This is a genomic window from Streptomyces sp. NRRL F-4489 (assembly GCF_001509485.1).
Classification (GTDB): Bacteria; Actinomycetota; Actinomycetes; order Streptomycetales; family Streptomycetaceae; genus Streptomyces.
Genome location: NZ_LLZI01000002.1, coordinates 10,606 through 32,949, shown reverse-complemented (window position 1 = coordinate 32,949; position 22,344 = coordinate 10,606). Strand labels below are relative to the sequence as shown.

Here is a 22,344-nt window from a genome sequence, read left to right as displayed (position 1 = left end):
CGCCCTTTCTGCGAGAGAAGACCGAGTTGACGAAAGCGTCAGGTACGAATATGGACGCGCCGAACGGTGTCGCTCCCATGACCGGTGCGGAATACCTGGAATCCCTCCGGGACGGGCGCGAGGTCTATATCCACGGCGAGCGGGTCGAGGACGTCACCGCGCACCCCGCGTTCCGCAACAGCTCCCGCTCGCTCGCGCAGCTCTACGACGTGCTGCACGCACCGGAGTCCCGCGGGGTGCTGAGCGTGCCCACGGACACCGGCAACGGCGGCTTCACCCACCCGTTCTTCAAGACCGCCCGCAGCGCCGACGATCTGGTCGCCGCGCGCGACGCGATCGTGGCCTGGCAGCGGCTGGTGTACGGCTGGATGGGCCGCACCCCGGACTACAAGGCCGCGTTCTTCGGCACGCTCCAGGCCAACGCCGACTTCTACGGCCCGTTCCGCGACAACGCGCTGCGCTGGTACCGCGAGGCGCAGGAGCGGGTCCTGTACTTCAACCACGCGATCGTCCACCCGCCGGTGGACCGCGACCGCCCCGCCGACCGCACCGCCGACGTCTGCGTGCACGTCGAGGAGGAGACCGACGCCGGGCTGGTGGTCTCCGGCGCGAAGGTGGTGGCGACGTCCTCGGCGCTGACCAACGCCAACCTCATCGCGCACATGGGCCTGCCGCTGCGCGACAAGCGGTTCGGCGCGATGTTCACCGTGCCGATGAACGCCCCCGGCCTGAAGCTGTTCTGCCGCACCTCCTACGAGATGCACGCCGCGCTGCTCGGCAGCCCCTTCGACTACCCGCTGTCGAGCCGGCTGGACGAGAACGACTCGATCATGGTCCTGGACCGGGTGCTGGTGCCCTGGGAGAACGTCTTCATGTACGACGCGGTGTCGGCGAACGCGTTCGCCACCCGCTCGGGCTTCCTGGAGCGCTTCACCTTCCACGGCTGCACCCGCCTGGCGGTCAAGCTGGACTTCATCGCCGGCTGCCTGCTCAAGGCCGTGGAGGTCACCGGCACGTCCGGCTTCCGGGGCGTGCAGGCGCAGATCGGCGAGGTGCTGAACTGGCGCGACATGTTCTGGGGCATGTCCGACGCGATGGCGAAGTCGCCCACCCCGTGGCACAACGGCGCGGTCCAGCCCAACCTCGACTACGGCCTGGCGTACCGCACGTTCATGGGCATCGGCTACCCCCGCATCCGGGAGATCATCCAGCAGACCGTCGGCAGCGGCCTGATCTACCTCAACTCCCACTCCAGCGACTGGAAGAACCCCGAGATACGCCCCTACCTCGACCGCTATCTGCGCGGTTCGCGCGGGGTGGAGGCGGTGGACCGGGTCAAGCTGCTGAAGCTGCTGTGGGACGCGGTCGGCACCGAGTTCGCCGGCCGCCACGAGCTGTACGAGCGGAACTACGGCGGCGACCACGAGGGCATCCGCGTGCAGACCCTGCTCAGCTACCAGGCGCGCGGCCGCACCGACGCGCTGAAGGGCTTCGCGGACCAGTGCATGTCCGAGTACGACCTCGACGGCTGGACCCGGCCGGACATGTTCGGCCCGGAGGACCTGCCGCGCCTGGCCACCGGGGGCTGACGCGGTGGCCGCGCAACCGCTCAAGGGCATCCTCGCCACGGTCGGGGACACCCCGCTGGTCCAACTCGACCGGCTCACCGCCGCGTTCGGCTATCCGTTCCGGGTGTTCGCCAAGGTCGAGCGCTTCAACCCCGGTGGCAGCATCAAGGACCGCTCGGCGCTCAGCATGCTCCGGGAGGCCATCCGCACCGGCGAGGCGGTCCCCGGCCGCACGACGGTCATCGAGTCCAGCTCGGGCAACTTGGCCATCGGCATCGCCCAGATCTGCTGCTACTACGGCCTGCGGTTCATCTGCGTGGTGGACGCCCGCACCACCGAGCAGAACCGCGCGATCCTGCGCGCCTACGGCGCCGAGGTCGAGCTGGTCACCGAGCCCGACCCGGCGTCCGGCGAGTACCTCCCGCGCCGGCTGCGCCGGGTGGCGGAGCTGGCCGCGGCGATCCCCGACTCCTACGTCCCCGGCCAGTACGGCAACCCGTTCAACCCCCGCGCCCACCTGGAGACCATGCGGGAGATCGACCAGGCGCTGGGCGGCGCGGTGGACTACCTCTTCTGCGCGGCCGGCACCACCGGCACGCTGAACGGCTGCGCCGCGTACGTCCGCGCGCAGGGCTTGCCGACGACGGTGGTCGCGGTGGACGCGGTCGGCAGCCGGATCTTCGGCTCGCCGGCGGTCTGCCCCCGGCTCATCCCCGGGCACGGCGCCGCGGTGGTGCCGGCCCTCTTCGACCCCGCCGCCGCCGACCGCGTGCTGCACGTCAGCGATCTGGAGGCGGTGGTCGGCTGCCGCCGGCTGGTGCGCCACGAGGCGATCCTCGCCGGGGGCTCCTCCGGCGCGCTGGTGGCCGCGCTGGAGCAGGCCGCGCCGGACATCGAGCCCGGGGCGTCCTGCGTGCTGGTCCTGCCGGACGGCGGCGACCGCTACCTCGACACCATCTACTCCGACGCCTGGGTGCGGCACCACTTCGGCGAGGTCGCGCACCTGTGGACGAAACCGGCCTCGCCCGACCCGAAGGAGACCGTCTCTTGCTGATCATCCGCCATGCCGAGGTCCGGGACCTGCTGCACGGCCAGGAGAAGCGGGTCCTGTCGCTGGTGGCCGACGCCTACCGGCTGCACGACGAGGGCCGCACCGCGCTGCCGCACTCGGTGTTCCTGCGCTTCCCGGACCGCGCCCGGGACCGGATCATCGGCCTGCCCGCCTACGTGGGCGGTGACGACGCGGTCGCCGGGATGAAGTGGATCGCCAGCTTCCCCGGGAACGTCGCCGAGGGGAAGGCCCGCGCCAGCGCCGCGATGCTGCTGAACTCCATGGCGGACGGCACCCCGCAGGCGCTGATCGAGGCGTCGCTGATCTCGGCGCAGCGCACCGCGGCCTCCGCCGCGCTGGCCGCCGCCGAGCTGGTCCCGGAGCCGCCGCGGGGTATCGCCCTGATCGGCACCGGCCCGATCAACCACGAGGTGCTGCGGTTCGCCGCCGCCCATCTGCCGTCGCTGCGCGAGGCGGTGGTCTTCGACCTGGACCGGGCGCGGGCCGCGGCCTTCGCCGACCGGGCCGGCGAGGTGGCGCCGGGCGTCACGTTCACCGTCGCGGAGCGGGTCGAGGAGGCGCTCGCCGCCCAGCCGCTGGTGTCGCTGGCGACCTCGGCCGTGGAGCCGCATCTCGATCTCGCGGCCTGCGCGCCCGGGGCGACGGTGCTGCACGTCTCCCTCCGCGACCTGACCGTCGAGGCGGTGCTCGGCGCGCAGAACGTCGTCGACGACGCCGACCACGTCTGCCGCGAGCGGACCACCCTCCACCTCGCCGAACTCGCCACCGGCGGGCGGGAGTTCATCGACGCGTCGCTGGGCGCGCTGCTGCGCGGGACCGCCGACTTCCGCCGCGACCCGGCGCGCACCGCGGTCTTCTCGCCGTTCGGCCTGGGCATCCTGGACCTCGCGCTGGCCCGCTGGGTGCGCGACGAGGCCGCGGCGCGCGGCACGGGTGTCCGCGTCGAGGGCTTCCTGCCGTAGGCCGCAGCCACCGCCCCGGCCCGCTCCGGCTCGCTTCGTACGCGCGAAAACGCCGGCTGCCGTCTCCCCCTCGACCTTCTCGGTCGGGAGGCACGGCAGCCGGCGTCGGTGCGTCGGGGGCTTTCAGATGTCCACCACGAGCGCGGCCTGCCGGATGTCCTCGATCAGCGCGGCCTGCCGCAGCGAGCCCTCCTGCTGCTCGGCGACGTCCTGGCCGCCGAGCACCGCCTCCACGAACGTGTCGATGACGTTGGCGAACTGGTGGTCGGCGGGCAGGACGAACTGCTCGCTGTGGTCCTGCCGCTCCACCCGCATCACCGGCTGGTACGTCTCCGGCGGGGTGAACGCCCGGTCCAGCACGATCCGGCCGGTGGAGCCGTAGAGGCTGTAGGTGTTGCGGTAGGAGTGCTCCATACCGAACGTCAGCCGGGCCGGGACGCCGGTGGGGGTGTACAGCAGCACGCTGCCGGACATCACCACGCCCCGCTCCCGGTCGTGCCGGAAGACCGCGCCGGCCACCTTCAGCTCACTGCCCAGGAAGAACTGCGCGGCCCGCACCGGATAGCCGCCGAAGTCCAGGAACGCCCCGCCGCCCACCTCGCGCTGGTAGCGGATGTCGCCCACCGGCTTCGGCGGGATGGTGAACGCGCTGGAGAAGCCGCGGAGTTCCCCGATGGCGTCCTCGGCCAGCGCCTTGTGCACGGCGGTGTGCTGGGAGTGGTAGAGGAACATGTAGTTCTCCAGCAGCACCAGGCCCCGCTCGCGGGCCCGGGCGACCAGCCGGCGGGTGTCCTCGTAGCCGGCCGTCAGCGGCTTCTCGACCAGCACGTGCTTGCCCGCGTCCAGGGCCCTCGAGACCCATTCGGCGTGCAGCAGACCGGGCAGCGGGATGTAGACGGCGTCGACGTCGGCGCGCTCCAGCAGGGCGCCGTAGCCCTCCAGCGGCACCCCGCCGAAGCGGTCGGTGAACCGCGTCGCGGACCGCGCGTCCCGGCTGGCGATCGCCGTGACCGCCACGGCGGCGTTGCCCTCCATGGCCGGGAGCGTCCGGCGCCAGGCGATATCCGCACACCCCATGATCCCGATGCGCAGTCGGTCGCTCGTGCTATTGAACATGTGGGAGAACTCCGCTCAGCGTGGGAAGCATGGGTGGGAAGGAGAGGGGAGCGGTCGCCTGCGGCGCGCGGGGCGTCAGGCGCCGGCCGCGCCCTTTCCCAGCGCCGCGTAGTGGGCCAGGCACTCCTCGTAGGTGGGCAGCAGTCCCTGGGACACCGCCTCGGCCAGGGTGGGCGCCGAGGCGTCCTTCTCCGACATCACCGGCGGTTCGGTGAGCCCCCAGGGGATGCCGATGTCCGGGTCGAGGGGGTTGACCTCGATCATCGTGCCGGGGACGTACGCCTCCGAGCACAGGTAGTTCATGCAGGCGTTGTCGGTGAGGGTCAGGAAGGCGTGGCCGATCCCGTCGGCCAGATAGACCGCCGTCCCGGACTCCTCGTCCTGCGGGGTCATGTCGTACGTCCCGAAGGTGGGCGAGCCCACCCGCAGGTCCACCGCGACGTCCAGCACCGCGCCGCGCACACAGGTGACGAGCTTGGCCTGGCCGGGCGGGAGGAAGGTGCTGTGGATGCCGCGCATGGTGTTGCGGCGGCTGACGGAGTAGTTCGCCTGCCCGACCGTGAACGGATAGCCGATGATCTCCGTCAGCGTCTCGGCCCGGAACGCCTCGAAGAACGAACCGCGCAGATCCGGGATCTTGTTGGGGACGATGCGATACGCCCCCTTGATTGACATTTCGGTTACTCGTGCCGCATCAAACATGGCCCACCAGTCTCGGAAAGCTCGCAGTCGGTCGCACGCCAGGGATCACCGCCGGGCCCGCTCAGCACAGGCTGAGCAGGCAGGTCAGCAGGGAGCGGGCCTCGATGTTGAGGTAGTGGCCGTGGCGCAGCAGGTCGGTCAGCTGCCGGGCCGTCATCCAGCACAGGTGCGGCTCCACGTCGAGCGGGAAGTCCTCGCCCACCTCGATGATCTGATAGCGCGTCAGCGCGTGGTGGAAGCGGCCGCCCTCCTCGGAGAGCACCTGGTCGTAGCGGATGGTGCCGCCGCCCGGCGCGAGCGCGGCGCGCAGCGCGTCCTCCTGGATGGCCTCCGGCCCCTGCCCGGGGTGCAGATGCACCGTCGGCGCCATCTCCACCTGGTCCATCAGCCCGTATTCCGGCCGGGCCCGCACCAGCAGGTGCAGCACCCCGCCGATGGCGCGGGCGACGAACACCGCCCGGCCCTCCCCGCGCGGATACAAAAGCGGCTGCGTCCAGCGGGTGACCTCCCGGGTGCCGGCCGCGACCCGGACCGCGATGACGCGGAAGTTCTCCGCGCCCTCGTCGGTCAGCTCCCAGTCGTCGCGCTTCCAGCCGGCCACCGCGTCCAGCGGCACCAGCCGGGCGGTCCAGTCGCACCGGGTCTTGGCCTCGGTGAACCAGCTCAGGATGCCGGCGGCGGTGTCCGGTACGTACCGGCTCTCGGCGGCGCCCTGGTACTGGTACGAGCGCACCAGCGCGTCCCGGAAGGCGTCGCCGGTCGGCGCCACCGCCTCGTCCGGGAGCATGAACGGCATGCACGACAGGACCGTGCGGGCGTCCATGTTGACGAGGTTGTCCACCGCCATCAGCGCGCGGATCTGGTCGATGGTCAGCCAGCAGAAGTCCTCGTGCAGCGGCACGTCGCCGGTGGCCAGCACCACCATGTTGCGGTTGCGCTTGCGCCAGAACCACGCGCCCTGCTCGGACTGGAGCACGTCCACCAGCACCTGGCCGCGCTGCGGCCCGGTGAAGTGCTCCAGATACCGGGTGCCGGCGCCGCGGTGCACCTTCATGTAGTTGCTGCGGGTGGCCTGCACGGTGGGCGAGAGCTGGATGGTGTTGGCGTTCCCCGGCTCCATCTTGGCCTGCATCAGGCAGTGCAGGACGCCGTCGAACTCCTTGACCAGGATGCCGAGGATGCCGATCTCCGGCTGGTTGATCACCGGCTGGGACCAGATCTCCGCGCCGCCGCTGCCGCCGGCGCGGACCTGGAGCCCCTCGACGGTGAAGAACCGCCCGCTGGTGTGGCCGAGGTTGCCGGTCTCCGGGTCGAAGCCCCAGGAGTCCAGGTCGGCGAACGGGATGCGCTCCACGGAGAATCCGCCCGCCCGGCGGCGCTCGGCCCACCAGGCGTGGAACTCGGCGGTGGACATGAGGGTCACCTCGGTCAGAGCCTTCCCATGACGTCGAACACCGCGTCGATGACCCGCTCCTGCTCCGCGTCGGTCAGCGACGGGTACATCGGCAGCGAGAAGATCTCGTCGGCGACCTTGGTGGTGACCGGCAGCGCGTCCTTGCCGTAGCCGAGGTACGCGAAACCGGACTGGGTGTGCACCGGCCACGGGTAGCTGATGTTCAGCGCGATGTCGTGGGCCTTGAGGCCCTCCATGATCTTCTCGCGCCGCGGGTGGCGGACGACGTAGACGTAGTAGACGTGGTCGTTGCCCGGGGCCGTGCGCGGGGTGATCAGGTCGGTGCCCTTGAAGGCGTCCGCGTACCGGTCGGCGATCGCCCGGCGGCGGGCGATGTACGCGTCGAGGCGGGTGAGCTTGCGGCGCAGGATCTCGGCCTGGACCTCGTCCAGACGGGCGTTGTGGCCGGGCGTCTCGACGACGTAGTAGCGGTCCTCCATGCCGTAGAAGCGCAGCCGGCGCAGCCGGGCGTCCACCGCCGGGTCGTCGGTGACCGTCGCGCCGGCGTCGCCGTACGCGCCGAGCACCTTGGTCGGGTAGAAGGAGAACGCCGCGGCGTCGCCCATGGTGCCGGCGAGGGTGCCGTGGTGGCGGGCGCCGTGCGCCTGCGCGCAGTCCTCCAGTACGGCCAGGCCGTGCTTGACGGCCAGCGCCTTGAGCGGCGCCATGTCCACGCACTGCCCGTACAGGTGCACCGGCAGCAGGCAGCGGGTGCGCGGGGTGATGGCGGCGGCGACCTGGTCGACCTCCATCAGATACGTCTCGGGGTGGATGTCGACGAACACCGGGGTGGCGCCGACGGCGTTGATCGCCACGACGGTGGGCGCCGCGGTGTTCGAGACCGTGATCACCTCGTCGCCGGGGCCGATGCCCAGGGCGCGCAGGCCCAGGACGATGGCGTTCGTTCCGTTGTCGACACCGACGCAGTGGGCGAGGCCGTGGTAGTCGGCGAATTCCCGCTCGAAGCCCTTGACGCTCTTCCCCAGCACCAGCTGCCCGGAGCTGAACACCGTGTCCACCGCGTCGAGAATGTCCGCGCGTTCCTTGTCGTACTCCGGCAGGTAACCCCACACATGCTGGGTCATCGCGGCACGTCACCTCCAACAGGGTTGCCGTCAGGATTGAAGAGTTGGCCGTGGGGAGGCGGATCGCCGCCCGGCCGTTTCAGACGAACTGCTTGAGCAGCGCCGCACCGTGCGCGTTCCAGTCGTCACGGTGGAGGGCGAAGATGTGGACGTCCCACAACTGGCCGTGGAAATACGTGTGGTCGGGCAGGACCGCCTCGGCGCGCACCATCGCGGAGTGCTCCGCCCCGAAACCCAGGGCGCCGGCGTCCGGCGACGTCCGGTGAATGTACACCTTGCGGACCCGCCACATGGCGAACGCGAAGTTGGCGGTCAGCGCGTGCACTTCACCGGCGAGCGCGGCGTTTTCCGCGCCGGCCAGCCGCACCTCGATGCGGAGGTGCCCGGCGGGCGTGGGCTCCGAGATCGTGCTCAGTCCGACGGCCTCGCCGGTGTCCTTGCGGTGCACCAGGAAGCACGCCGAGAGCCCGGCCCCGAAATCCTTGGCGTAGCGGTCCAGGACGGGAAGTCCGGGGGTTCCGAGCCGGAAGAGGATGTCGTAGGCCGCGGGGGCGTCCTCGGGGCCGGCCGGGCGCAGGGCGACCTGCCGGGTCTCGGTGTGCGGAAACAACATGGGCCTTTACGCCTCTTTCACGGTGGATGAACCGGCCCGCCGGCCCGTCGCTGCAAATCCCTTGATTTCCCGTACCGCTTTCTATACCGGCCGGAATGCGGGCGGCAATGCGGCGGCCGGGGATATTCCGGCCGGTAGCGCCGCCGGGCACGGCAGGGGAATCACCGGACGGTAGGCAGGCCCGCGACCGGGGGTCAAGGCTGACCAGGAAGGACGTGCGGCGGCTGTCTCGCCGGCGGGACGCCCGCGCGGAAAGCCGGTAGTGATTCGTTGACCCTCCGCCGCGGCCCGCACTACGGTCGGGCCCGATAGCCGCCGGATTTCCCTTCGGTTTCGGCACATGCCCGCCCGATGGCGGAAGAATTCAACCGCGCGAGCGGTCAAGGAGCGTAGGCGAAAATTATGTTGGACAACGCGACGGCCAAGGACAGCAGCGCGCCGGCCTTCATCGACGAATTCACCGAGGTCATTCGCAGGACGGCCGCCACCATTTGCGCCGAGCAGCCCGATGTCCCGGAGCCGGAGGAGCTGCGCGACCTGGATTCGTTCTCCATGGTCCAGGTCCTGCTCGACCTGGAGAACGAGCTGGAGATGAAGGTCCTGGAGGAGCTGGAGGGCTTCGAGGGCCGCACCTTCCGGGAGATCGCCGAGCACATCGCCGGTATCGCCGAACGCAACGGCACCACCGCCGAGTTCGAGGCGAAGGTCCGCCGCATCATCGAGAGCTGAACCGGCGGCCCGCCCGCCCCCGACCCTGGGATCCCGCATGGACGACCGCAGCAGCGACCACACCTACCGCGTGGTCCGCAACGACGAGGAACAGTACTCGATCTGGTGGGCCGACCGGCCGCTGCCGGACGGCTGGTACGCCGAGGGCACCGAAGGCAGCCGCGAGGAGTGCCTGCGCCATATCGACACGGTGTGGACCGACATGCGGCCGCTGAGCCTGCGCCGCCGGATGGAGCGGTCCGCCGCCGGCTGACCGGGCCCCTGGGGTGCCCGCCGCACCTTTCCCGCCCGCGCGGGGCGATGCCGTCGAAGGAGCATCTGTGAACGACTGGACGCTGTCGGCCGTTTCGACCCCCGGGGAGCCGTCCGGGCACTCCGGCGCGCCGGACGCGGCGGGACCGGCGCCGCTGCTGCCGGACCTGATCGCCGAGCGGGCCGCGGCCGCCCCCGGCGCGCTCGCGGTCGACAGCCTCCCGCCCGGCCGGCCCGGCCTGACCTACGGCGAGCTGGACCGCCGGGCCAACCGCCTCGCGCACCGGCTGCGGGCGCTGGGCATCGGCCCGGGCAGCCTGGTCGGGGTGTCCCTGCGGCGCGGGCCCGCCCTGGTCACCGCCCTGCTGGCGGTGTGGCGCGCGGGCGCCGCGTACGTCCCGATGGACCCGGACCACCCGGCCGACCGCCTCGCCTGGACGCTGGCCGACACCCGCGCCCCGCTGGTGCTGACCGAGCGCGGCGCCCTGGACGCGCTGCCGGCCGGCGCGCCCGCCACCCTTGGCGTGCTGCCGCTCGCCGAGAACGGCGCCGCGGCGGACGAGGACCCCGCGGCCTTCCCGGACACCGCCCCGCCGCTCCCCGGCGGCCCCGGCGAGGCCGCCCGGCGCCCGGCCTACGTCCTGTACACCTCCGGCTCCACCGGCCGCCCCAAGGGCGTGGTGGTCCCGCACGGCGGGATCGCCAACCGGGTCCGCTGGCTGGCGTCCCGGCACGGCCTCGGCCCCGCCGACCGCATCCTGCAGAAGACCACGATCGGCTTCGACGCGGCCGGACTCGAGCTGTTCGCGCCGCTGATCAGCGGCGGCACGGTGGTGCTCGCCCCGCCCGGCGCCGAACGCGACCCGGCGGCGCTGCTCGACGCGGTGGCCGCCGGCCGGGCCACCGTCCTCCAGGCCGTCCCCTCGGTGCTGCGCGCGCTGGCGGACGCGCCGGGCTGGGAGCGCTGCGGCGCCCTGCGGCTGCTGTTCAGCGCCGGCGAACCGCTCCACGCCGAGCTGTGCCACCGCCTGCTGGCCCGCGCCCCGCAGATCGAGATCTGGAACACCTACGGGCCCACCGAGTGCTCCGTGGACATCACCGAGCACCGCTTCGACCCGGCGCAGACCACCGGCCCGGTGCCCATCGGCCGCCCCCTCGGCGGCCTGCGCGCCCTGGTCCTCGGTCCGGACGGCCGCCCGGTGCCGGACGGCGCCACCGGTGAGTTGTACGCCGGCGGGGCCGGGGTCGCCACCGGCTACCTCGGCCGCCCCGCCCTGACCGCCGAGCGGTTCGTCCCCGACCCCGAGGGCCCGCCCGGCGCCCGCCTGTACCGCACCGGCGACCGCGTCCGCCGCGCCGCCGACGGCACCCTTGCGTACCTCGGCCGCCTGGACCAGCAGCTCAAGGTCAACGGCGTACGGATCGAGCCCGGCGAGGTGGAGGCCGTCCTGGCCGGCCACCCCCGGGTCGCCGGCGCCGTCGTCGGCACCGCCCCGGACCGCGCGGGCGGGCAGCGGCTGGTGGCCTGGGTGCAGCCGCGCGGCGCCGCGCCCGCCCCGGCGGAGCTGCGCGCCTTCCTCCGCCGCACCCTGCCGGACCAGCTGATCCCGGCCGTCTTCGTCTCCGTCGCGGCCTTCCCCCGTACGGCCAGCGGCAAGACCGACCGGTCCGCGCTGCCCGCGCCCGGCCCGGACACCGGCGGCGCACCGCACGTCCCGCCGCGCACCGCCGCCGAGCGCGCGGTGGCCCGGGCCTGGGCGGAGCTGCTGGACGTACCGGCCGAAACGGTCGGCGCACACGACGACTTCTTCCAGTCCGGCGGCTCCTCCCTCCACCTCGGCCAACTCGCCGGCCGGCTCTCCGCCGCCGCGGGCCGCCGGATCGACCTGCGCGCCCTCTTCTCCGCCCTGACCGTCGCCGACCAGGCCGCGCTGCTGGACGGCGCGCCGGAGGCACCGGAAGCGGCGGCGGACACGGCGGACCCGGCCGCCGACCAAGCCCCCGTCGTCCCCGTCCCCCGGGACGGCGGGCTGCCGCTCTCCAACGGCCAGCGCGGCCTGTGGCTGCTGGAGCAGCTGCGCCCCGGCAGCCCCGAGTGGGCCGACCTGATCTGGATCCGGCTCCCCGCCGAGTGGACCGAGGCCACCGTGCGCACCGCCCTGGCCCGGCTCGCCGAGCGCCACGAGATCCTGCGCACCCGCTACGAGGTCCACGGCACCGACCCCGTCCAGATCGTCGACGCCCCCGGCGGCCCGGTGGAGCTGCGCACCGCCGAGGCGCCGGACGCCGCCGCGGTGCGCGCGCTGGCCCGCGCCGAGCTGGGCCGCGGTTTCGACCTGGCGCGCGGCCCGGTGTGGCGCGGCCTGCTGCTGCGCACCGCCGGCGGCGGCCAGGCGCTGCTGCTGGGCATCCACCACATCGCCTGCGACGGCTGGTCGTCGGTGCTGCTGGAGCGCGATCTGCTGGCGCTGGGCGCGGCGGTCCACTCCGGCGGGCGGCCCGAGCTGCCCGAGGTCGCGGCGCAGTACGCGGACCACGCGGTGTGGCAGCGCCGCCGCGCCGCGTCCGACGACGCCGCCATGGAACGCCAACTCGCTTACTGGCGCGAGCGGTTGACCGGTGCCGTACCGCTGGAGCTGCCGGCCGACCGCCCCCGCCCCGCCGACCGCGACGGCCGCGGCGCGCTGCACACCTTCACCGTGCCCGCCGCGCTCACCGACCGGCTGGCCGCCCTGGGCCGGGAGACCGGCGCCACCCTGCACCAGACGCTGCTGACCGCCTTCGCCGCCCTGCTCGCGCGCCTCACCGGCCGCGCCGACCTCACCCTGGGCATGCCGGTCGCCGGCCGCCACCGCCCCGAAGTCGCCCAGACGGTCGGCTACTTCCTCAACACCCTCGTCATCCGCTGCCGCCCGGACGGTGACGCGACCGTCCGGGACGCCGTCGCCGCGGTACGGGAGACCGTGCTGGACGCGCTGGCCCACCAGGACCTGCCGTTCGACCGCCTCGTGCGCGCCCTCCAGCCGGAGCGCGACCCCGCGCGCACCCCGCTCTACCAGGTCATGTTCGACTTCCACGAGGAGGGCCGCACCGGCACCGCGCTGCGCGGCGCGGACCTCGACGCGTTCCGCGCCGCCTGGCAGTCCGCCCGTACCGACCTCACCTTCGTCGTCCAGCGGCAGGCGGACGGGAGCCTGCTGGGCCTGGCCGAGTACGCCACCGCGCTGTTCGACGCGGCCACCGTCGAGCGGCTGGCCGCCTGCTGGATCCGGCTGCTGGAGTCGTTCGCCGACGCCCCCGGGGGCAGGCTGGCCGACGCCGAACTGCTGCCGGACGCCGAACGGTCCCGGCTCCTCGCGCTCGGCGCCGCCGCCCCGGCCGCCGCCGACGCCCCGGACGGCTGCGTGGCCACCGCCTTCGCCGCCGCGGCCGCGCGCACCCCGGAGGCCACCGCGCTGGTCTGCGGCGACGAGCGGTGGAGCTACGCGCGGCTGCGGGAGCGGGCCGGCTGGTTCGCGGACCGGCTGCGCGCCCTGGGCGCCGGCCCGGAGACCACGGTCGCCGTACTGCTGCCGCGCTCCCCCGATCTACTGGCCTGCCTGCTGGGCATCTGGCAGGCGGGCGCCGCGTACGTCCCGCTGGACCCGGGCTCGCCCGACGAGCGGCTGGCGCACATCCTGGCCGACTCCCGGGCCGTGGCGCTGGTCTCCGACGCGGCGGGCCGCGCCCGGCTCGGCGCCCGCCACGACGGCGCCTGGCTCACCACCGGCGACACCCCGGACCCGGCGGCTCCCGGCACCCCGCCGGAGGCCGCCCCGCACGACCCGGCCCGGCTCGCGTACGTCATCTACACCTCCGGCTCCACCGGCCGCCCCAAGGGCGTCGGCGTCGAGCACCGGTCGCTGCTGCGGCTGCTGCACGCCTCCCGGGAGCACCTGGAGTTCGGCCCGGACAGCGCCTGGCTGGCGCTCGCCCCGGCCTCGTTCGACATCTCGTTCACCGAGCTGGTCATGCCGCTGCTGGCCGGCGGCCGGGTGGTGCTCGCCCGGGACAGCGAGACCGCCGACTACCCGGCGCTGGTGGAGCTGATCGACCGGACCGGCGTCACCCACCTCCAGGCCGTCCACCCGCAGTGGCGGCTGCTGCGCGACAGCGGCCTGGGCGACCGCCCGCTGGTCGGCCAGACCGGCGGCGAGCCCTGCCCGCCGGAGCTGGCCCGCGAACTGGCGAGCGGCCTGAAGCGGTTCGTCAACGAGTACGGCCCCACCGAGGCCACCATCGCCGCCACCCGCTGGACCGTCACCGCCACGGACACCACCGCCGAACTCCCCATCGGCCGCCCGTACGCCCACGTCAGCGCCCGCGTCCTGGACCCGCTGCTGCGCCCGGTGCCGCCCGGCACGATCGGTGAACTGTGCCTGGGCGGGCGGGGGTTGTCCCGGGGCTACGTGGGCCGCCCGGCGCTGACCGCCGAACGCTTCGTGCCCGATCCGTACGGGCCGCCCGGCGCCCGGCTGTACCGCACCGGCGACCTGGCCCGGATGCTGCCGGACGGCACCCTGGTCTTCGCCGGGCGCGCCGACGGCCAGGTGAAGATCCGCGGCCGGCGGGTGGAGACCGGCGAGGTGGCGGCGGTGCTGGCCGCCCACCCGGGCGTCGCCGAGGCGGTGGTCACCGCCCACGGCACCGGCGACGCCGCCCGGCTGGTCGGCTACTGCGTCCCGGCCGCCGGCGGCCCGCTCCCGGACCGCGACGCGCTGCTGGACCACTGCGCCCGCCATCTGCCCGGCTACATGCTGCCCACCGTCCTGGTGCCGCTCGGCGCGCTGCCGCTGACCCGCCACCACAAGATCGACCTCGCCGCGCTGCCCGCGCCCGACCTGGCCACGGTCGCCGACGACGCCCCGTACACCGCGCCCGAGGGGCCGCTCGAGGAGGCGCTCGCCGGGATCTGGGCCGAGGTGCTGACCGGGCCGGACGGCCGCGCCCCGCGCGTCGGCGCCCGGAACGACTTCTTCCGGCTGGGCGGCGACTCGGTCCGCGCCGCCCGGGTCACCGCCCGGATCCAGGAGGCGTACGACGTCGCCCTGCCGCTGCGCACCCTCTTCGACCGGCCCACCGTCGCCGCGCTGGCGGAGGCCGTCGAGGACGCCGTCCGCGCCGAGATCGCGTCACTGAGCGAGGCCGAACTCGCCGCCGCACACAGGGAGTACGACCGATGACCGAACCCGCCTCCACCCCCGCGGACGCCTCGGCCGCGGCGCTGCGCGCGGAGCTGCTGCGCCGGCGGCTGTCCGGCGGCGCCCCCCGCGCCCGCCGGTCGCTCCCCCGCGTCCCGCGCGGCGGGCCGCTCCCGCTCTCGGCCGGCCAGCGCCAGCTGTGGTTCCTGCACCAGCTCGACCCGGCCGCCCCGGACTACCTGCTGCCGGTCGCGTACCGCCTGCGCGGCCCGCTGGACACGGACGCGCTGCGCGCCGCCTGCGACGGGCTGGCCGCCCGCCACGAGATCCTGCGCACCCGCTACGTCCTCGACGGCACCGAGCCCCGCCAGGTCATCGACGCGCCGGGCCCGGTGGACTTCGCCGAGGCCGACCGCGAGGGCCTGGCCGCGGCGGACCGCGAGGCGGCGGCCCGGGAGTTCGCCGAGGAGGCCGCGCTCACCCCGTTCGACCTGGCGGCCCAGGCGCCGCTGCGGGTCCGGCTGCTCCGCTTCGCCGCCGACGACCATCTGCTGGTCCTCGTCCTGCACCACATCGCCTGCGACGCGGCCACCCGCCCGCTGCTGCTCACCGAGCTGTCCGCGCTGTACCGCGCGCGGCGGGCCGGCAACGCGGCAGCGCCGCAGCTGGCCCCCGAGCCGGTGCAGTACGCCGACTACGCCGCCTGGCTCACCGAGCGGCAGGACGGCCCCGAGGTAAGCGCCGAACTCGACTGGTGGAAGCGGGAGTTGGCGGGCCTGGCCGCGCTGGACCTGCCCACCGACCGGCCGCGCCCCGCGGTCCGGTCCTGGCACGGCGCGCAGGAGCACTTCACCGTCCCGGCGCCGGTCGCCGGCCGGCTGCGGGACGTCGCGGCCGGGCACGGCGCGACCCCGTTCATGGTGCTGCTCACCGCTTTCCAGGCGCTGCTGGCCCGCTACACCGGCACCCCGGACGTGGCGGTCGGCACCGCCGTCTCGGCGCGCACCCGCCCCGAGCTGGCCGGGATGGCCGGCTACGCGTACACCAGCCTCGTGCTGCGCGCCGCCTGGTCGGACGAGCCGCCGTTCGCCAAGCTGCTGGAGCGGAACCGCGAGACCGTCCTGGCCGCCTTCGAGCACCCCTCGGTGCCGTTCGACCGGCTGGCCGACGCGCTGGAGCCGGAGCGCGACCTGTCCACCACCCCGGTCTTCCAGGTGATGTTCGACCTGACCCGGGCGGACGAGACCGAGCCGCTGGACCTGCCCGGCGTGGCCGCCGCGCCCGTCGAGGTGCCCGGCCGGATCGCCCGCTTCGACCTGACCGTCCACCTCCAGGAGCGCCCGGACGGCTCGTACGCGGGCTCGCTGGAGTACGCCACCGCGCTCTTCGACACCGCCACCGCCCGCCGGATCGCCGGCCACTACACCCGCCTGCTGGCGGCGGCCGCCGAGTCCCCGGACACCCCCGTCACCGAGCTGGAGATCTTCGACGCCGCCGAGCGCGCCCTGCTGCTGGCCGGCCCCGCCGAACCGGTCGGCACCCGCACGCCCCTGGACCCGGCCGCGCTGCGCCCCGTCCACGAGGCCATCGCCGCCCGCGCCGCCGAGACCCCGGACGCGACCGCGATCCTCCACGGCGGCCACCGCACCACCTACGGCGAACTGGACGCGCTGGCCCACCGCATGGGCCACCGCCTGCGCGCGCTGGGCGCCGGCCCCGAGGACACCGTGGGCGTCCTGCTGGACCGCTCCCCGGAGATGGTCGCCACGCTGCTCGGCATCTGGCGCGCCGGCGCCGCGTACGTCCCGCTCGACCCCGGATACCCCGACGACCGGCTGGCGTTCATGCTCGCCGACACCGGCTCCCGGCTCGTGGTCACCGAGCGCCGGCACGCCGCCCGCCTGGCCGCCACCGGCGCCCGGCTCGTGGTGCTGGACGAGGACGCCGAGCGCGCCGCGCTGGCCGACTGCCCGGCCACCCCGCTCGCCCCGCCGCCCGGCGGCCACGACCCCGACCACCTCGCCTACGTCATCTACACCTCCGGCTCCACCGGCCGCCCCAAGGGCGTGCTGATCACCCACCGGGGGCTGGCCAACTACCTGGGCTGGACCGCCGACGCGTACGCGAGCGCGGGCACCGGCGGCGCGCCGCTGTTCTCCTCGGTCGCCTTCGACCTCGGCGTACCCGACCTGTTCACCCCGCTGATGACCGGCCAGCCGGTCCACCTGCTCGACCAGGACTTCGAGATCACCGAGCTGGGCCGCCTGCTGATGGCGCACGCCCCGTACGCGTTCGTGAAGCTCACCCCCGGCCATCTCGACCTGCTCACCCAGCAGTTGACCGAGGAGGAGCGGACCGGCCTGGCCGGGCTGGTGATCGCGGCCGGCGACGCCTTCACCGGGCGGCTCGCCAACCGCTGGCTGAGCGCCGCGGAGGCCGGCGGCACCCGGCTCGCCGCCGAGTACGGCCCCACCGAGATCACCGTCGGCAACTCCGCCTACTTCATCGAAGGCCGCGAGGACGCCGAGCTGATCTCCATCGGCCGCGCGCTGCCCAACACCACCATGCTGGTGCTGGACGGGCGGCTGCGCCCGGTGCCGCTGGGCAGCGTCGGCGAGGTCTACATCGGCGGCGTCGGCCTGGCCCGCGGCTACGCCGGCCGCCCCGGCCTGACCGCCGAGCGCTTCCTGCCCGACCCCTACGGCCCGCCCGGCGCCCGGCTCTACCGCACCGGCGACCTGGCCCGCGTCCTGCCGGACGGCAACCTCGACTTCGTCTCCCGCGCCGACCACCAGGTCAAACTGCGCGGCTACCGCATCGAGCCGGGCGAGATCGAGACCGTGCTCACCGCCGACGCCGCGGTCGCCGAGGCCGTCGCCCTCGTCCGCGAGGACGCCCCGGGCGACAAGCGGCTGGTCGCCTACGTCGTCCCGGCCGCCGGGGCGGACGCCGCCGCGCTCGCCCCGGCCCGGCTGCGCGGTCTGCTCGGCGCCCACCTGCCCGAGTACATGGTCCCGGCCGCGTTCGTCACCCTCGACGCGCTGCCGCTGACCGCCAACGGCAAGCTCGACCGCACCGCGCTGCCCGCCCCGGACCGCGCCGCCACCGCGGTCGGCGAGCACATCGCGCCGCGCGACGACGACGAGCGGGCGATGGCCGCCGTCTGGTGCGAGGTGCTGGGCCTGACCCGGGTCGGGGTGCACGACAACTTCTTCGACCTGGGCGGCGATTCGCTGCGCGCGGTGGCGCTGGCCGGCGCGCTGCGCGAGACCGGCCTGGCGGTGGCGGTGCGCGACCTCTTCGAGCACCGCACGGTGGCCCGGCTGTGCGCCGCGGTCCGGGACGGCGCGGTGGCCGGCGAGGCGGGCTTCCGGCCCGTCGCCCGCTTCGCGCTGCTGGACGCCGCCGACCGGGCCGCGCTGCCCGCCGACGCGGTGGACGCCTATCCGCTCTCCCGCACCCAGGCCGGGATGTTCGTGGAGATGTTCCGCGCGGACGGCGAGCACCGCTACCACAACATCACCTCCTTCCGGATCAGCGATCCGCACCCCTTCGACCCCGCGGCGTTCCGCGCCGCCGCCGCGCTGGTGGTGGAGCGGCACGAGGCGATGCGCACGTCGTTCGCGCTGACCGGCTACACCGTCCCGCTCCAGATCGTGCACGCCCGCGCCACGATGGACTGCGCCCACGAGGACCTGCGCCACCTGCCCGAGGAGGAGCGCTGGCCGGCGCTGGTGGCGTTCGCCCGCGCCGACCGCATGCGGCTGCTGGACCCGGCCCGCGCGCCGCTGATGCGGATGGCCACCCACGTCCTGGACGACGGCGGCTGGTGGCTGTCGATCACCGAGGGCCACCCGGCCATCGAGGGCTGGAGCTACCACAACCAGCTGATGGAGCTGCTCGGCGCCTACCGCCGCCTGCGCGACGGCCAGCAGCCCGACCCGGCCCCGCCGCTGCCCGCCGTCCGCTACGCCGACTTCATCGCCGCCGAACTCCAATCCCTGGCCGACGACACCCCCACCGGCGACCGCGCCTACTGGCACCAACTCCTCGGCCGCTGCGAGAAGTTCACCCTCCCCGCCGGCTGGTCCGGCGACCCGGGCGCACCCGCCGAGCGCTACCGCATCGATCTCCCCCTGCACGACCTGGTGCCCGGCCTGCGGGCGCTGGCGTCGGCGGCCGGGGTGCCGTACAAGAGCGTGCTGCACGCCGCGCACAGCAAGGTGCTGGGGCTGCTCACCCGGCAGCGGACGTTCCGCGGCGGTATGGTCGCCGACGCCCGCCCCGAGGTGCGCGGCGCCGAGCGGGTATCGGGCATGTACCTCAACTCCGTACCGTTCCCGTACGAGCGCACCGCGCGCACCTGGGGCGAGCTGGCCCAGCAGGTCTTCGCCGCCGAGGTGGAGCTGTGGCCGCACCGCCGCTTCCCGATGCCCGCGATGCGCCGCCCCGGCGATCCGCACCTGGTCGATGTGCTCTTCCACTACCTGGACTTCCACCAGGTGGACACCGAGCTGGTCGATCCGCTCGCCACCCGCGACGACAGCCCCAACGAGTTCCCGGTCGTCGTCGGCACCCCCCTGCGCGACCACCTCACCGTGGCCTCCGACACCCGCACCCTGCGCCGCGACCGCGCCGACCGGCTGGCCCGGCTCTACCTCGCGGTCCTCGCGGACATGGCCGCGCAGGGCCCGGACGGCGACGCGCGGCGCGGCTATCCGGAGGAGGGCGAGCACGGGCGGGAGCTGACCGAACTGCCGGACGCGACAAGGCAGTTGGGGGATGGCACCGCCGACGTCCTCGCCGCCTTCGAGGCGCAGGCCGCCCGTACCCCCGACGCGGTCGCCGTCGCCACCGCCGATACCCATCTGACCTACGCCGAGCTGGACGCCCGCGCCGAGGCGCTGGCCCGGCGGCTGCGCGCCCGCGGCTGCGGCCCGGAGGACCGCGTGGGCGTGCTGCTGGATCGCGGCCCGGACCTCGTCGCGGCCCTGCTCGCGGTCTGGAAGGCCGGTGCCGCGTACGTCCCGGCCGACCCGTGCACCCCGGACGGCCGGCTGGCCACGCTGTTCACGGGCGCGGACTGCCGCCTGGTCGTCACCGAACCGGCCCACGCCGGCCGTACGGCGGGGATCCCGACAATCCTGGCCGACGAGCCGGACGCACCGAGCACCACCGATGAGCCCCGGGCCGCCGACCGCGCCCCCGCCCGCCTCGCCTACGTCCTCCACACCTCCGGCTCCACCGGCGCCCCCAAGGGCGTGGCGGTCGAGCACCGGGCGCTGGCCCACTACCTGCGCTGGGCGGTCCGCGCCTACGCCCCCGACGGCCCGGCGAACGCCCCCTTCTTCACCTCCATCGGCGCCGACCTCGGCGTCCCGGCGCTGTTCGTCCCGCTGCTCACCGGCGGGACGGTGCGCCTGCTGCCGCAGCGGTTCGCGCCGGAGGAGTTCGGCCGGCTGCTGGCGGCCGGCGGCCCGTACACCTTCACCGGTATGACGCCGGGCCACCTCGCACTGCTCGAACAGCAGCTGTCGGACGGCGAACTGGCCGGACTGGCCGACCAGTTGGTCTGCGCCGGCGACGCCTACCCGGCCGGGCAGGCCGCGCGTGTCGCGGAGCGGATCGCGGCGGCCGGCGGCCGGACGCGGCTGGCGGCCGAGTACGGGCCGACCGAGGCGACCGTGGCCGCCGCGGCGCACCGCGTGGCGTCCCCGCCGGACCGTCCGCTGGTCCCGCTGGGCCGGGCGCTGCCGGGCACGGTGGTGCGGATGCTGGACGAGCGCCTGGCGCCGGTGCCGGACGGCGTCACCGGCGAGATCTACCTCGGCGGCCCCGGGCTCGCCCGCGGCTACGCCGGGCAGCCCGGCCTGACCGCCGCGCACTTCCTGCCCGACCCCTACGGGCCGCCCGGCGCCCGCCTGTACCGCACCGGCGACCTGGCCCGGGTGCTGCCGGACGGCACGCTGGAGTTCACCGGCCGGGTAGGCCGGCAGCTGAAGGTCCGCGGCCACCGCGTCGAGCCCGCCGAGATCGAGGCGGCGCTCACCGCCGATCCGCGGGTCCGCGCGGCGCGGGTGGCCGCGCCGCCGGACGCGGCCGGCGCGCCCCGGCTGACGGCCTGGATCGTGCCCGCCCCGGGCCGTCCGCCGCGCCCGGCCGAGCTGCGCGAGCGGCTGCGGACGCGGCTGCCGGCCGCGTTCGTCCCCGCCGCGTACGAGCTGGTGGACGCGCTGCCGCTGACCGCGCACGGGAAGTACGACCGGACCGCCGCGGCGGACCCGTCCGGCGCGTCGCGGGAGGCCACCGCCGTCCGCGCGCCGTACACCGCGCCCCGGACGGACACCGAACGGCGGCTGGCCGAGGTCTGGCGGCAGGTGCTCGGCCTCGACCGGATCGGCGTGCACGACGACTTCGCCGACCTCGGCGGGGATTCGCTGCTCGTGCTGCGGGTCCTGGCCGGGGCCGCGGCCGCCGGCCTCGACCTGGACCCGGCCACCGCCCTGCGCCACCCCACCGTCGCCGAGCTGGCCGACGCCCTCAACACCCCCTCCGGAGACCGCTGATGCCCCAGGAAGCCCGTCCCGTGCGCCACCTGATATCCCTGGACGACCTGTCCGACGCGGACCTGCGCCACCTCGTGGAGCGCGGCGCCGCGTTCTCCGCCGGCACCGCGGACGCCGGCCGGCCGCTGGACGGCCTGGTCACCGGCGTCTACTTCGCCAAGACCTCCACCCGCACCCGCACCGCCTTCTCGGCCGGCACCCTCCGGCTCGGCGGCTCCCTGATCGCCTACGGGCCGGGCGACCTCCAGCTGAACACCGGCGAGACCAGCGAGGACACCGGCCGGGTGCTGTCCCGGATGCTGGACGTGCTGGTGGCCCGCACCGCCGCCGACCCGGCCGAGATGCGCGCCTGGGCCCGCCAGGACCGGATGGCGGTGATCAACGCGATGAGCGCCGAGGAGCACCCCACCCAGGCCCTGACCGACCTGACCACGCTGTACCGCCACTTCGGCCGCGTCGAGGGCCTGCGCGTCCTCTACCTGGGCGAGGGCAACAACACCGCCACGGCCCTGGCACTGGCCCTGACCCGCTTCCCCGGCGTGGAGTTCGAGCTGCGCACCCCGCCCGGCTACGGCCTGCCCGCCGGGATCGCCGCGAAGGCGGCCGCCCAGGCCGCGGCCTCCGGGGCGGTGCTGCGCGAGCACCACACCATGGACGATCTGCCCGGCGGCTTCGACGCGGTCTACACGGCGCGCTGGCAGACCACCGGCACGTCGAAGGCCGACCCGGACTGGCGCACGGTGTTCGCGCCGTTCCAGGTCCGCGCGGAGCTGTGGGCGGGCAGCCCGGACGCGGTGTTCCTGCACGACCTGCCGGCCCACCGGGGCGAGGAGGTCACCGCCGAGGTCCTCGACGGGCCGCGGAGCCTGGCGTTCGAGCAGGCCGGGAACAAGATGCACAGCGCGATGGCGGTCCTGGAGTGGTGCCGCGGGACCGGCCCCGCCAAGGGCTGACCCGGGCCGGACACACGCGTGGGCCCCGCCGGCGGTACGACCGTCCGGCGGGGCCCGCGCCCGGCTCCGGTTCCGCGCCCCGGGGGAGCGCGC

General features: G+C 74.8%; 13 protein-coding genes. 8 read left to right on the top strand and 5 right to left on the bottom strand.

Annotated features, from left to right (window positions below):
- Positions 1–77 precede the first annotated feature (77 nt).
- Genes ADL22_RS01350 through sbnB form a run of 3 tightly spaced genes read left to right on the top strand, consistent with a single transcriptional unit; the run spans position 78 to position 3,602 of the window.
- The gene (locus tag ADL22_RS01350) at positions 78–1,589 is read left to right on the top strand and encodes a 4-hydroxyphenylacetate 3-hydroxylase N-terminal domain-containing protein (RefSeq protein ID WP_324615493.1); all 1,512 of its coding nucleotides are present in this window, start codon (positions 78–80) and stop codon (positions 1,587–1,589) included.
- 4 nt (positions 1,590–1,593) lie between these two features.
- Complete coding sequence (gene sbnA, locus ADL22_RS01345; RefSeq protein ID WP_066972880.1) at positions 1,594–2,622, top strand: 2,3-diaminopropionate biosynthesis protein SbnA; 1,029 nt, start codon at positions 1,594–1,596, stop codon at positions 2,620–2,622.
- Positions 2,616–3,602: a 2,3-diaminopropionate biosynthesis protein SbnB gene (gene sbnB, locus ADL22_RS01340; RefSeq protein WP_066972878.1), complete on the top strand. Its 987-nt coding sequence runs from the start codon at positions 2,616–2,618 to the stop codon at positions 3,600–3,602. The genes sbnA and sbnB overlap by 7 nt, the downstream gene beginning before the upstream one ends.
- Before the next feature lie 123 nt (positions 3,603–3,725).
- On the opposite strand, the gene ADL22_RS01335 is transcribed toward sbnB, so the two are convergent.
- From ADL22_RS01335 to ADL22_RS01315, 5 genes are all read right to left on the bottom strand, one after another.
- A complete protein-coding gene (locus tag ADL22_RS01335; RefSeq protein ID WP_066972876.1) occupies positions 3,726–4,718 on the bottom strand; it encodes a Gfo/Idh/MocA family protein in 993 nt (330 codons plus the stop codon).
- Between the two features lie 75 nt (positions 4,719–4,793).
- The gene (locus ADL22_RS01330; RefSeq protein ID WP_107116196.1) at positions 4,794–5,393 is read right to left on the bottom strand and encodes a dTDP-4-dehydrorhamnose 3,5-epimerase family protein; all 600 of its coding nucleotides are present in this window, start codon (positions 5,391–5,393) and stop codon (positions 4,794–4,796) included.
- 88 nt (positions 5,394–5,481) lie between these two features.
- Positions 5,482–6,834 carry an NDP-hexose 2,3-dehydratase family protein gene (locus tag ADL22_RS01325; protein ID WP_079063763.1) on the bottom strand — a complete coding sequence of 451 codons (1,353 nt, stop codon included), beginning with the start codon at positions 6,832–6,834 and terminating at the stop codon, positions 5,482–5,484.
- Between the two features lie 14 nt (positions 6,835–6,848).
- Positions 6,849–7,958: a DegT/DnrJ/EryC1/StrS family aminotransferase gene (locus tag ADL22_RS01320; protein WP_066972872.1), complete on the bottom strand. Its 1,110-nt coding sequence runs from the start codon at positions 7,956–7,958 to the stop codon at positions 6,849–6,851.
- Positions 7,959–8,037: 79 nt separating this feature from the next.
- Complete coding sequence (locus ADL22_RS01315) at positions 8,038–8,571, bottom strand: GNAT family N-acetyltransferase (protein WP_066972870.1); 534 nt, start codon at positions 8,569–8,571, stop codon at positions 8,038–8,040.
- Positions 8,572–8,973: 402 nt separating this feature from the next.
- Here ADL22_RS01315 and ADL22_RS01310 point away from each other — a divergent pair, with 402 nt between their 5' ends.
- From ADL22_RS01310 to ADL22_RS01290, 5 genes are all read left to right on the top strand, one after another.
- On the top strand, positions 8,974–9,300 hold the full coding sequence (locus ADL22_RS01310) for a hypothetical protein (protein ID WP_066972868.1): 327 nt from the start codon (positions 8,974–8,976) through the stop codon (positions 9,298–9,300).
- Positions 9,301–9,337: 37 nt separating this feature from the next.
- Positions 9,338–9,553 carry an MbtH family protein gene (locus tag ADL22_RS01305; protein WP_066972866.1) on the top strand — a complete coding sequence of 72 codons (216 nt, stop codon included), beginning with the start codon at positions 9,338–9,340 and terminating at the stop codon, positions 9,551–9,553.
- A 67-nt stretch (positions 9,554–9,620) separates the two neighbouring features.
- On the top strand, positions 9,621–14,774 hold the full coding sequence (locus tag ADL22_RS01300) for a non-ribosomal peptide synthetase (RefSeq protein WP_234430496.1): 5,154 nt from the start codon (positions 9,621–9,623) through the stop codon (positions 14,772–14,774).
- Positions 14,771–21,298 (top strand): non-ribosomal peptide synthetase, encoded by a 6,528-nt coding sequence (locus ADL22_RS01295; RefSeq protein ID WP_066972864.1) that lies wholly within the window; start codon positions 14,771–14,773, stop codon positions 21,296–21,298. The genes ADL22_RS01300 and ADL22_RS01295 overlap by 4 nt, the downstream gene beginning before the upstream one ends.
- Positions 21,298–22,251, top strand: a complete 954-nt coding sequence (locus tag ADL22_RS01290) for an ornithine carbamoyltransferase (RefSeq protein ID WP_066972862.1) — start codon at positions 21,298–21,300, stop codon at positions 22,249–22,251. Before ADL22_RS01295 ends, ADL22_RS01290 begins: the two co-directional genes overlap by 1 nt.
- The last annotated feature ends 93 nt before the right edge of the window (positions 22,252–22,344 follow it).

Excerpts from the sequence above, each read along its gene's own strand:
- ADL22_RS01350 (WP_324615493.1), top strand. The coding sequence starts at position 78 with ATGACCGGTGCGGAATACCTGGAATCCCTCCGGGACGGGCGCGAGGTC.
- ADL22_RS01335 (WP_066972876.1), bottom strand. The coding sequence starts at position 4,718 with ATGTTCAATAGCACGAGCGACCGACTGCGCATCGGGATCATGGGGTGT.
- ADL22_RS01330 (WP_107116196.1), bottom strand. The coding sequence starts at position 5,393 with ATGTCAATCAAGGGGGCGTATCGCATCGTCCCCAACAAGATCCCGGAT.
- ADL22_RS01325 (WP_079063763.1), bottom strand. The coding sequence starts at position 6,834 with ATGTCCACCGCCGAGTTCCACGCCTGGTGGGCCGAGCGCCGCCGGGCG.
- ADL22_RS01320 (WP_066972872.1), bottom strand. The coding sequence starts at position 7,958 with ATGACCCAGCATGTGTGGGGTTACCTGCCGGAGTACGACAAGGAACGC.
- ADL22_RS01315 (WP_066972870.1), bottom strand. The coding sequence starts at position 8,571 with ATGTTGTTTCCGCACACCGAGACCCGGCAGGTCGCCCTGCGCCCGGCC.
- ADL22_RS01310 (WP_066972868.1), top strand. The coding sequence starts at position 8,974 with ATGTTGGACAACGCGACGGCCAAGGACAGCAGCGCGCCGGCCTTCATC.
- ADL22_RS01305 (WP_066972866.1), top strand. The coding sequence starts at position 9,338 with ATGGACGACCGCAGCAGCGACCACACCTACCGCGTGGTCCGCAACGAC.
- ADL22_RS01295 (WP_066972864.1), top strand. The coding sequence starts at position 14,771 with ATGACCGAACCCGCCTCCACCCCCGCGGACGCCTCGGCCGCGGCGCTG.
- ADL22_RS01290 (WP_066972862.1), top strand. The coding sequence starts at position 21,298 with ATGCCCCAGGAAGCCCGTCCCGTGCGCCACCTGATATCCCTGGACGAC.